The organism is Vibrio sp. McD22-P3 (genome assembly GCF_021568915.1).
Lineage (GTDB): Bacteria > Pseudomonadota > Gammaproteobacteria > Enterobacterales > Vibrionaceae > Vibrio > Vibrio mediterranei.
In genome coordinates, this window is sequence record NZ_JAKGTN010000015.1 from 1 (window position 1) to 11,810 (window position 11,810).

At 43.8% G+C, this 11,810-nt stretch carries 11 protein-coding genes; 5 read left to right on the forward strand and 6 right to left on the reverse strand.

Annotation, left to right across the window (positions count from 1 at the left end; all coding sequences use genetic code 11):
- Window positions 1-186: 186 nt before the first annotated feature.
- Window positions 187-705, reverse strand: a complete 519-nt coding sequence (locus L2W36_RS17510; protein ID WP_006071076.1) for a regulatory protein ToxS — start codon at window positions 703-705, stop codon at window positions 187-189.
- Between the two features lie 11 nt (window positions 706-716).
- Window positions 717-1,547: a winged helix-turn-helix domain-containing protein gene (locus L2W36_RS17515; protein WP_236110818.1), complete on the reverse strand. Its 831-nt coding sequence runs from the start codon at window positions 1,545-1,547 to the stop codon at window positions 717-719.
- A 261-nt stretch (window positions 1,548-1,808) separates the two neighbouring features.
- Here L2W36_RS17515 and htpG point away from each other — a divergent pair, with 261 nt between their 5' ends.
- The 3 genes from htpG to hemH all read left to right on the forward strand — a co-directional run bounded on the left by htpG (window position 1,809) and on the right by hemH (window position 5,755).
- Window positions 1,809-3,713 carry a molecular chaperone HtpG gene (htpG, locus tag L2W36_RS17520; protein WP_236110819.1) on the forward strand — a complete coding sequence of 635 codons (1,905 nt, stop codon included), beginning with the start codon at window positions 1,809-1,811 and terminating at the stop codon, window positions 3,711-3,713.
- A gap of 319 nt (window positions 3,714-4,032) precedes the next feature.
- On the forward strand, window positions 4,033-4,677 hold the full coding sequence (adk, locus tag L2W36_RS17525; RefSeq protein WP_006071083.1) for an adenylate kinase: 645 nt from the start codon (window positions 4,033-4,035) through the stop codon (window positions 4,675-4,677).
- Between the two features lie 118 nt (window positions 4,678-4,795).
- Window positions 4,796-5,755: a ferrochelatase gene (hemH, locus tag L2W36_RS17530; protein ID WP_006071084.1), complete on the forward strand. Its 960-nt coding sequence runs from the start codon at window positions 4,796-4,798 to the stop codon at window positions 5,753-5,755.
- A gap of 73 nt (window positions 5,756-5,828) precedes the next feature.
- On the opposite strand, the gene L2W36_RS17535 is transcribed toward hemH, so the two are convergent.
- Complete coding sequence (locus L2W36_RS17535) at window positions 5,829-7,214, reverse strand: peptide MFS transporter (protein WP_006071085.1); 1,386 nt, start codon at window positions 7,212-7,214, stop codon at window positions 5,829-5,831.
- A gap of 303 nt (window positions 7,215-7,517) precedes the next feature.
- Between L2W36_RS17535 and rfaH the strand changes: the two genes are divergently transcribed.
- Window positions 7,518-8,009: a transcription/translation regulatory transformer protein RfaH gene (gene rfaH / locus L2W36_RS17540; RefSeq protein ID WP_006071087.1), complete on the forward strand. Its 492-nt coding sequence runs from the start codon at window positions 7,518-7,520 to the stop codon at window positions 8,007-8,009.
- A gap of 57 nt (window positions 8,010-8,066) precedes the next feature.
- Here the strand turns inward: rfaH and dapD are convergent, their stop codons facing one another.
- From dapD to L2W36_RS17555, 3 genes are all read right to left on the reverse strand, one after another.
- The gene (gene dapD, locus L2W36_RS17545) at window positions 8,067-9,098 is read right to left on the reverse strand and encodes a 2,3,4,5-tetrahydropyridine-2,6-dicarboxylate N-succinyltransferase (protein ID WP_006071089.1); all 1,032 of its coding nucleotides are present in this window, start codon (window positions 9,096-9,098) and stop codon (window positions 8,067-8,069) included.
- A 265-nt stretch (window positions 9,099-9,363) separates the two neighbouring features.
- Window positions 9,364-9,660: a YebG family protein gene (locus L2W36_RS17550; RefSeq protein ID WP_006071091.1), complete on the reverse strand. Its 297-nt coding sequence runs from the start codon at window positions 9,658-9,660 to the stop codon at window positions 9,364-9,366.
- Between the two features lie 126 nt (window positions 9,661-9,786).
- Entirely contained in the window at window positions 9,787-10,680 is an 894-nt protein-coding gene (locus L2W36_RS17555) for a LysR family transcriptional regulator (RefSeq protein WP_236110822.1), read from the reverse strand.
- A 97-nt stretch (window positions 10,681-10,777) separates the two neighbouring features.
- Between L2W36_RS17555 and L2W36_RS17560 the strand changes: the two genes are divergently transcribed.
- Complete coding sequence (locus tag L2W36_RS17560) at window positions 10,778-11,752, forward strand: TDT family transporter (protein ID WP_006071095.1); 975 nt, start codon at window positions 10,778-10,780, stop codon at window positions 11,750-11,752.
- Window positions 11,753-11,810: the final 58 nt, after the last annotated feature.

Genomic DNA, 11,810 nt, shown 5'->3' on the forward strand with positions numbered 1-11,810 from the left:
AAGTTCGATTTTGGCGCAAGCGAAGCAAGCGCCAAACGCAGCATTGAGCCTACTAGGCTAAGCGTCACCTCAGATGACAAACAAAAAAACCAGAGCTTCAGCTCTGGTTTTTTTATGGTCTCACACTTTTTAGCTACAAAAAATAAAGGAGGCAGACTGCCTCCTTTATGATATTTAAATTCTGACTTAGTTAGAGAACAAGATAGATGAACCTTGGTTTAAACTAGTCAGCAATAATGTTTTTTCGTTAACGATATCAATACGTCGACTTTGCTGGGCTTCCATTTTTAGGAACTGCTTAATCATCGCAAGTTGCTCATGAGTAAACTCGTCCGATTGTGCCGTCGCAGTGTCTTTGAACTCTCGAGGTGAAATCAGTAAGTAGTTGTCACTGATAGTCCAAGCGCCTTTCTCAGAAATCTTAATCAAGGTGTGTTTTTCTGGATCGTTACCGTACAAGCGCATTGAAGATTCGCGGATATATTCACCACCTGGCAAATATTTTACGTTGGCCGACATTTCTAATCGGCTTAACGGGCCGATATCGGTATCTGGATAGTCACGGGCAGCAATGATACCTACCATGTTGGATTGCCATTCATTGGACGTTAGAACTTGCTCGATTTTTAAATCACTTCCCCAGTAAAGCCAAGCGCTTAGAGCAGTAGATAGAGCAAGTAAAATAGCAGCGTATTTCATTTTCATCAGGACACTCCTTACTTGCACACTTTGCTTAAGTCTGATTGCTCAGTAAAAATACGCATTGTGCTATTTTCACCAGAGAACTCGACACTATGAATAAAGTTCAGTGCAATTTGATCACTCTGATCGCCTGTTACAATCACTTCTAGAGGCAACATGTCGTCGGTATGTGTTTCAATATACTTAGCAACACATTGCTCAATTTTTGGTTGCCAGCTAGAGACGTCAGGGTGGTTTTCAGGCGTCACAATCTTAACGCTTTCGACCATACCAAGCTCTTTAAAGCTTGATTGCGCTGGGTTGGTTACCATAAGCACAAGAATAGGTAGCAAAATTGCCACTACGACCATTGCCCAAACGGTTGGCGGTGTCTTTTCTTTTGGAGCTGGTGAGATCACTGGCTCTGAGTGAGGAACTGTTGACGCAGAGTTTGGCTCTTGCAGTTCTTTGGCAAGATCAACAACAGGAGCTTCGTTTATAGCTTCTGATGAAGCGACAGGCACAGAGCGCTCAACACTAGATATAAGCTGATAGCCACGCTTAGGCACCGTCTTTACAAATTGAGGTGACTTTGTTGGATCCTTCAGCATCTTGCGGAGCGTAGAAATAGCTTGAGTCAAGCTTGAGTCATCGACCTCAAAGCCTTGATCTCTCCAAACAAATTCATGAAGGTCGTTACGGGTCACGACTTCATTCGGTCTTTCAGCGAGTAGAAGTAAAATGCGACTTTCATTACTACCAAGACGGACTACTTCATCGTTATTGGTTTGATCGACTAAAGAGTTGCTATTAGGGTCAAAAATGTACTTTTGACCGAGTATAAACTTAGTGCCTATGTTACTCATTGCATTCTTCTTTTTAGTGCCGCAACGCGACAGATACTGATACTTTGGCACTGAATAATTGCAGAGCCAATTATAGGATTTTAGGATTTTTTTATAGTCAGGAGCAGTAGGATAATAAAAACCAATCAAAAAAACAGCATTTTTATGTTTTTTGACCTTGAATTTACAATCTTCATCCTCATTTCTTTAGCAGATTAATCATAGCAATAACGAGTTCCAGAAAATGTCGAAACTCGATATTAAATGTGTAATGGAGATAGCATGAGCACCGCTGAAACTAACAATAAAGAAACCCGTGGCTTTCAGTCAGAGGTAAAACAACTTCTTCACTTAATGATTCACTCTTTGTATTCAAATAAAGAGATCTTTCTAAGAGAGTTAATCTCGAACGCGTCCGATGCAGCCGATAAGCTGCGCTTTCAGGCGCTATCTAACACTGACTTATATCAAGGTGACGCAGACTTAGGCGTTAAGTTGTCGTTTGATGCAGAGAGCAACACATTAACCGTTTCCGATAATGGTATCGGTATGACGCGCGATGATGTGATCGAACACTTAGGCACTATTGCAAAATCAGGTACGAAAGAGTTCTTTGCTAAATTGTCAGATGAGCAAAGTAAAGACTCACAACTAATCGGTCAATTCGGTGTTGGCTTCTACTCAGCGTTTATTGTGGCAGACGCGGTGACCGTCCGCACGCGTGCAGCGGGCACGGCCGCTGACCAAGCGGTGCAATGGCACTCTGCTGGTGAAGGCGACTACACCATCGAAGACATCACTAAAGAAACACGTGGTACGGATATCATTCTTCACATGCGTGAAGAAGGTAAAGAGTTCCTATCTGAATGGCGTCTTCGTGATGTAATCAGCAAATATTCAGACCACATCGGCATTCCAGTATCTATTTGGACGCTTGAGCGTGATGAAGAAGGTAAAGAGACAGAACAAGGTAAGTGGGAGCAGATCAACAAAGCGCAAGCACTTTGGACTCGCAACAAATCTGATATTACCGATGAAGAGTATCAAGAGTTCTATAAGCATGTGTCTCATGACTTTGCCGACCCTCTGCTATGGAGTCACAACCGCGTAGAAGGCAAGAATGACTACACTAGCTTGCTGTATATTCCAGCTAAAGCGCCTTGGGATATGATGAATCGCGATCATAAGAGCGGACTTAAGCTGTATGTACAACGTGTGTTTATTATGGATGACGCAGAACAGTTCATGCCATCTTATTTGCGTTTTGTCCGTGGTCTAATTGATTCAAATGACCTACCACTAAACGTTTCGCGTGAAATTCTTCAAGACAACAAAGTTACTCAATCGTTGCGTGGCGCATGTACCAAACGCGTGCTAACTATGCTTGAACGCATGGCTAAGAATGATGAAGAGAAATATCAATCGTTCTGGAAGGAGTTTGGCCTAGTACTGAAAGAAGGCCCAGCGGAAGACATGGCAAATAAGGAGAAGGTCGCTGGCCTGCTTCGTTTTGCATCGACGGAGGTGGATTCTGCTGAGCAAACTGTGTCTCTTGCGTCTTATGTTGAGCGCATGAAAGAAGACCAAGACAAGATCTATTACCTAACCGCAGATAGTTACGCGGCGGCAAAAAACAGCCCACACTTGGAGCAATTTAAAGCGAAAGGCATTGAAGTTATTCTGATGTATGACCGCATCGACGAATGGCTGATGAACTACCTAACCGAGTTTGACGGTAAGCAGTTCCAGTCCATTACTAAATCGGGTCTTGATTTAAGTAAGTTTGAAGACGAAGCGGAAAAAGAGAAGCAAAAAGAGACAGAGGAAGAGTTCAAGTCTGTGGTCGAGCGCACTCAAGCTTACCTAGGTGATCGCGTTAAGGAAGTTCGCACCACGTTCAAGCTTGCGACTACTCCAGCTGTTGTGGTTACCGATGACTTCGAAATGGGCACACAGATGGCGAAGTTGCTTGAAGCAGCTGGTCAGGAAGTTCCTGAAGTTAAGTACATCTTTGAAATTAACCCTGAGCATGAGTTGGTTAAGCGCATGGCAGACGAAGCGGATGAAGATGCGTTTGGTCGCTGGGTTGAAGTATTACTAGGGCAAGCAATGCTGGCTGAGCGTGGCTCTATGACAGATCCATCTCAATTCCTAGGTGCAGTGAATAAGCTTTTGTCTAAAGTCTAATAACCTTAGATTTATTTTGTGACTTAAAGCATAAAAATGAGCCCAATAGTATTGGGCTCATTCATTTTAAAGTGTGGTTTAACACAGAGTTAGCGAACTTTAGATGCTTGTTGGCTATTCTTTAGTCGTATTTCGCGCCAAGCAAAAGATTTCTGTGTTAGAATGCGCCGCACGCATAAACATTCAGATCTTTGTTGAGCAATGTTTATACATTCAGAATTCATCTTTATACCGAAACTTATCGTAAAGCAGCCACTAAGGTGAAGCCTTTAGCTGTGAGCTTCGGTATAAAATCTTTTTAAGTATAAGAGGACAAGTCATGCGCATCATTCTTTTAGGTGCTCCAGGTGCTGGTAAAGGCACACAAGCTCAATTCATCATGGAGAAGTACGGTATCCCTCAAATCTCTACTGGTGACATGCTACGTGCAGCAATCAAAGCAGGCACTGAGCTTGGTAAGAAAGCCAAAGCGGTTATCGATGCAGGTCAGCTAGTATCAGACGATATCATTCTTGGTCTAATCAAAGAGCGTATTGCTCAAGACGACTGTGAAAAAGGTTTCTTACTGGATGGTTTCCCTCGCACTATCCCTCAAGCTGATGGCCTGAAAGAGATGGGTGTAGACGTAGACTACGTTATCGAGTTTGACGTTGCTGATGATGTGATTGTTGAGCGTATGGCGGGTCGTCGTGCTCACCTAGCATCTGGTCGTACATACCACGTTGTTTACAACCCACCTAAAGTAGAAGGTAAAGACGACGTAACAGGTGAAGACCTAGTAGTTCGTGATGACGACAAAGAAGAGACAGTACGTGCTCGTCTAGGCGTTTACCACGATCAAACTGCGCCGCTGATTGCTTACTATGGTAAAGAAGCAGAAGCGGGTAACACTAAGTACCTGAAATTTGACGGTACTAAGCAAGTTGCTGACGTAAGCGCAGATATCGAAAAAGCTCTGTCTTAATTCGCAATTGTGAATCAAGTAAAAAAACGACCTTATTAGGTCGTTTTTTTTGATCCATGGATGGTCAGCTAGAGTATATAATCCGTTTAGAAATCAAATAACAACTAAAAGGAAGTCTATGAGCGGTTCGCTAAAAACAGGAGTTTTGCTGGTTAACTTAGGTACGCCTGATGAACCTACAGCAAAAGGAGTGAAAGCGTTCTTACAAGAATTCTTGCATGATCACCGCGTTGTGGATATGAATCGTTGGCTTTGGTGCCCTATTTTGCACGGGGTCATCTTGCCTATTCGTTCGCCTAAAGTCGCTAAACTGTATCAATCAGTATGGATGGAGCAGGGCTCACCCTTAATGGTGTACTCCCGTCAACAAGCCGACAAACTGGCGCAAGCTCTAAATATGCCGGTTGAACTCGGTATGAGCTACGGTAATCCGTCTCTTAAAGATGGGCTCTCAAGATTACTAGACCAAGGGGTTGATAAGGTCGTGGTACTGCCACTTTATCCTCAGTACTCAGGGACGACGACTGCGGCTGCATTTGATGGCATTGCCAAGGCTTGTAAATCTATCTCAACGCTTCCTAGCATTTCATTGGTACGCGACTATCATGACAACGCCAGATATATCAAAGCGCTAGCCAATTCGGTGCGAGCGCATTGGGAGCAGCACGGGCGCGCGGATTACTTGTTGTGCTCATATCATGGCATTCCAAAACGCTACGCTGATAACGGTGACGTCTATCCTCTGCATTGTGAAGCGACGACGAAGCTTCTGGGTGAAGAGTTAGGCCTAGATTCGTCGCAAATAGGAATGAGCTATCAGTCCATTTTTGGTCGTGAGGAATGGTTACAACCGTATACGGAACAGACGTTAAAGCAAATGCCAGATAAAGGCATTAAATCGCTGGATATTATCACACCGGCATTCTCGGTGGATTGTTTAGAAACACTGGAAGAAATCGCGGTGGAGGCGAAAGAAACCTTCATCGAAGCGGGTGGCGAAAGTTATCGTTATATTAGCTGTCTTAACGATTCGCAGGAACACATCGACATGATGGTTGAATTGGTTCAGTCTGCTTAATGGCTTGTCTTAATTAAAAAAGGGTCAGACATTCAATGTCTGACCCTTTTTAGTTATTAAGCTTATTCGTTTATTAAGCGAGTTGTGCTTGTTGCTCTTCTACTTCTTGAGCCTTGCTAATGCCGTTAGACTCGGCACCGTGCATCCATTTTACTAAGGTACTTGAGAACACGAGTAAAATAACACCACAAATGACGGCCGTTGCGGCAATGCCACCAAAGATAGCCATTGCACCTAGTTCACCAACGTGTGAACCAATAAGGCCAGCCACATAGTTTGCAATCGCATTGAAACCGAACCATGCACCCATCATAAGTGATGCAAGGCGAAGCGGTGCCAATTTTGTCACAAGTGATAGGCCGATTGGAGATAGGCAAAGCTCACCTAATGTGTGGAAGAAGAACGCACCCACTAACCAAAGCATAGAGGTTTTAACCGCAGTGTCGCCGCCTTGCTCCATCACTGCACCAACCATACAAAGGAAGCCAAGTGCTAGGAAGAATAGTGCTAGAGCAAATTTAACTGGAGAGTTAGGTTCACGCTTACCAAGTTTCACCCAAACTGCCGCTAAAACAGGAGCAAGAGTAATAATGAAGAACGGATTTAGCGATTGGAACCAAGCTGCTGGTACTTCAAAGTCACCAATCATACGGTCTGTATATTGCTGCGTGTAGATGTTCATCAGGCCACCAGCTTGTTCAAAACCAGCCCAGAAAACGATAACAAATAGACCCATGATAAGGATAACTTTAAGACGATCGATCTCTTCTTTAGTTAATGGCGCTTTTGTTTTTGAGTTGTTCAGTGCTTTTGCACGAGCAGCTGCAGGCACGTTACCGATTTCACCTAACCAAGATTTCGCCATAGTAAGTTGCATGATTAAGCTGAGCACCATACCGATACCAGCAACTACAAAACCTGCTGACCAACCGAATGAATCGGTTGCTGAACCCACAACGATACCCGCTAGTAGTGCACCTAAGTTGATACCCATATAGAAGATAGTGAAGGCACCATCACGACGGTTGTCGCCTTCTTCGTAAAGGTCACCAACCATGGTTGAAATGTTTGGCTTAAACATACCGTTACCAGCGATAAGAAGTGCCAAACCACCATAAAATAAGTGCGCATTAGGCTCGCCTGATGCCGCAGCAGCCAGAGTGAATTGACCCGCTGCCATCAATACACCACCAATGATGATAGATTTTCGTTGGCCTAGGAAGTTATCGGCAATGTAACCACCGATAAGCGGAGTGATGTAAACAAGTCCAGTATAGATACCATAGAGATCTAGAGCATCTTTAGTGGACCAGCCCATACCGCCATTCATAGTAGCATCAGTTAAGAACAGAACTAGGATGGCACGCATTGCGTAATAGGAAAAACGTTCCCATAGTTCGGTACCGAACAATAGAAACAGGCCTCGTGGGTGGCCTAGGATGTTGTGCTGTGCTGTCATAAGTTTTACTAATTTTAGTTATCAAAGAATATAATGTGCCAACTTGTATACATGACCAAATTAATAACTGCAATAGCATTAATTAATAGATATTGTGAATAAAATGTTTAACACAATGAAATGTAAGTAAATTTTTCAGGGATGGTACGAGAAAAATGTGCTGCAAACTAACATTTCATTTTTTGTTAACTCGCAATTATTAGGAATATTCCTCTTTACTATTCGATTCATTAATTGAACTTTAGAGAAAGACCGCAAATTTAGTGATACGATGTAGGTAATTAGAAACATTATGCAGTGAAAATGAAACGTTGGTATTTGCTTTATTGTAAGCGCGGAGAACAAGCTCGCGCGAAAATGCATCTCGAAAATCAAGGCTTAGAGTGCTACTACCCAGAGATCTCGGTAGAAAAAATATTGCGTGGCAAACGACAGAATGTGAAAGAGCCGCTCTTTCCATCCTATGTATTCGTGAAGTTTGATTATGAGGTAGGACCTTCTTTCACTACCGTTCGCTCGACACGAGGTGTGGTTGATTTCATTCGTTTTGGTGCTCAACCAAAAGAGATCAATGGTGATCTGATTTTTGAATTAAGATCGATGGTTCATTGTGATGAGCCAGATTGCGCTGACCTTCCTGACAAAGGGGAATGCGTGAGAGTGATTGGTGGTCAGTTTGCGGGCATTGAAGCCATTTTCCAAGAGGCTGACGGTGAGGCGCGTTCTATTATGTTAGTCAATTTGATTAACAAACAAGTCCCAGTAAGTATCGACAATAAAGATTTGGATATATAAAAAGAGCCTCAGCATTATGCTGAGGCTCTTTTTTGAACATCGTGATATTGCTACCGACTAGTTATTGCTGTGTAGCTCGCTGTTTAACTCAACCGCAGTCTTATTAGTTAGACATTCGATTTGACCAGTCACAGAGTTGCGACGGAATAGTAAGTCTGGCTTACCTGCAAGGTCACGTGCTTTGACGATTTCTACTTCTTGACCAGAAGCATCAAGCATACGTACTTTAGAACCCGCAGTAACATACAGGCCAGACTCAACAGTACAGCGATCACCAAGCGGGAATCCGAGACCCGCATTTGCGCCCAGTAGTGAGTTCTCACCAATAGACACTACAACCGTGCCGCCGCCTGACAGTGTGCCCATGATAGATGCACCACCACCAATATCAGAGCCGTTACCAACAACAACGCCAGCAGAAATTCGGCCTTCAACCATGCTAACGCCTGTCGTGCCTGCGTTAAAGTTGATGAAACCTTCATGCATAACCGTTGTACCTTCACCAACATGTGCGCCAAGACGTACACGAGAAGTGTCGGCGATACGAACGCCAGTTGGAACCACGTAGTCCACCATTTTAGGGAACTTATCGACGCAATCAACCGTTAGCGTTTCGCCTGCAAGGCGAGCTTCGATTTGGCGGTCAGCCAGCTCTGGAAGGTCGATAGCACCTTGGTTAGTCCACGCGATGTTATGAAGTAGACCAAAGATGCCGTCTAGCACTGTACCGTGTGGTTGAACCAAGCGGTTAGAAATCAGTTGTAGCTTCAAGAAGCCTTCTGCGACAGATTGTGGCTTCTCGTCAGTGGCAAGAATAACGATAACTAATGGTTGAGAAGAGTTTGCTGCTTTTTCTGCGAAGGCTGCATTTTGTACATCGTCGTTTGATGCGAATGCTGTCGCTAATGCAGCGCTTTGCTCTGCAGTTACTTCAATCGCTTGGTTACCGTCTGTGTAACCTGCTACTTCAGCAATGGCTGAGACCAGTGCGTCACTTGGATTTAGACGTGGGTGTGGGAAAAACGCTTCGATGATTTTACCGTCGCGGTTTTTGGTTGCGCTGCCGAAAGCAATTGAAAATGCTGCCATGACTCTCGTTCTCCATGTATAGAATTGTCCAAAAGTCGCGCCAAACTGCAGCGACTTGGTGTAATTTGTTGGCAATCATCTTATAGAGTGACAGGATGTGATGAAAGGGCAAAAATGGCAAAAGTCTGTAAAACGATACCCTTTGTCTTTTTAGCGATAGTTTTGTCTAATAAGAAATAGTCGATACTAGAGACAAAAAAACCAGCAGGACCTGATTGGCCGTTGCTGGTTTATTGATGAGAAGGGGGATACTAGGGTAAGCGAATTATGCTGCAGCCTCGCTATCATCCTCTTCCACAGGCTCAACCACTTTTGGTTTCTTTGGTGTCGGTTTGCGTTTAGCACCCAGAGCATAAAGCACTTCTTCTTTACGTTGAGCAAGGAAAAGGGATAGCTCTTCCTGTTTTGCTTCATCTTCAATGAGCTCACTTTCGCCTAGCAGTGAGAATAACTCGTCTGCCATATCCAACATTTTGTCATAAGCGTCAGCTTCAGCTTTAGAGGTAAAAGTCATCTTTTCTTCTCCGTTGCGTTCCACCACGTACTTGACGATTACAGCCATGGTCAATCCTCTAATATGTTAATTTTGAAACGTGTAATACTGTCTGTTTATACAGATGCGAGATCCGCTTGTCCAGTCGGCGGGTCAAAAGTGAGAACTGATTGCCTATTTCCTATTCATGCGAGACTAGGCTTTATCCCACACCTGACAAAAATCGATAAAGTTCTTAAGCAGCGGGCTCTGATATTTCTCTTTATGAACTAATACCCAGAACCGTCGCTTCATATCCAGCGCAACGGGAAGTTGTTTGATACGACCGTCATTAATCGCTGTTTGTGCGGCAAGTTTAGATAAACATGCGAGACCTAATCCCGCCGATACGCAGTTAATGATCGCTTCTGTGGTATTCAGCTCGAATGCTTCGTGCCATACCTCTATTCTTGGTGCAACCGTTCTTAAGAAAAACTCTCTTGTGCCGGAACCTGGTTCTCTCAATATCCAATCGCTGTTTTCAAGCAAGGACAAATCATTCATATCACGAGTTGCTAGAGGGTGATTGACCGAGGAGACGATACACATTTCATCTTCACTAAACTGAGTGCTATTAAGTTCGGGATGCAGCGTTTTACCTTCAACCAAGCCAATATCTAACTCATAATCGATGAGCTTTTGGCAGATCAACGCGGTATTGGAAATAAACAACTGTTGCGCTTTATGTTGGTGTTGCTGGCGAAAATCACTCAATAAAAACGGCGCTAATTGATTACCAACGGTATCACTGGCGCCAATGCGTAGTTGCCCGCGATAACTTTGCTCATCGCTAAATAGAGATTCTATGTCGCGACTTCGACTAAGCAGTTCATCGGCGAGAGGGAGTAACTTCTGACCCTCTTGATTGATCACTAAACGGTTATTTACCCGATCAAAAAGAGCATGGCCGATTTGCTTTTCTAGTTCACTTAACGACATACTCACAGCCGCTTTTGAGAGAAACAGTGTTTCCGACGCAGCAGTGAGAGTTTGATGCTGAGTGACGGCTACGAAGACTTTAAGTTGCTTAAGCGAGATATGTGGGGTCATGTTTAGTTAATCTGAACGTTAGTTGAGTTTTAATAGATATACCTAAACATAAGGCAGAGTTAGAATAAGCGCAACACATTAATTGAGGCAGCTAATAATGATTGCGACCGTGAAAAAAGCACACTACAGAGTTAAAGGCGCACCTACACCAATGGCAGGATTGGCTTTAGGTATCGCGAGTCTTGGCTGGTGTTGGGAAAATGCACTGGAACTGCATCATGGAGCACAGTGGATGGGCGCGGCCATCGCGAGTGTATTACTTGTGATTTTGGCTTACAAATTTTTATTTCATAACCACCTATTAAGAGAAGACCTAGCACACCCTGTTGTGGGCAGTGTTGTTCCTACGTTTGCAATGGCCACTATGGTGGTCTCTCACTCAGTTGGTCAGTTTTTACCAAGACTCGGTGATGGTATCTGGCTAGTTGCTGTAGGCTTACATATTGTGTTCCTAGCAAGCTTTGTTTATCACCGTAGTCGTGATTTCGAATTGCACCATATGGTGCCAAGCTGGTTTGTACCACCTGTTGGTATTGTGGTTGCGGATGTGGCGTTCTCTGGTAATCCAAATCTGCAATGGGTCGCAAATGGTGCTTTGTACTTTGGTCTAGGTGTGTACGCAGTGATGCTTCCTACCATGATTTATCGTTTGATTTTCACTCACGAAATTCCAGACGCAGCTAAACCAACATTAGCGATTATGGCAGCGCCTGCGAGTCTCTCACTTGCCGGGTACCTAACCGTGGCAGCAGAGCCTTCACCAGTGATACTTGCACTGCTATTCGGTATTGCAGTACTGATGACGATGATTATCTATTTAGCGTTCATTAAATTGCTTCGTTTACCATTTAGCCCAGGCTATGCAGCATTTACTTTCCCAATGGTTATAGGTGCAACAGCCTTGTACAAATTGGTAGCTTGGATGGGCGCTCACGGAATATCAGAGAGTGCGATTCAGCAAGTTCGAGTGCTAGCCAATATTGAGTTAATTGTGGCAACGATTGTTGTAAGCTACGTAGCGGTACGTTACTTAATGGCTTATCTACCTAAACCTTCACATCAAACAGCGTAGGGCTTCAAGTAAATATTAGAACTGAAGTTAATGTGTTAATCTTGAGTGAGGACAATTA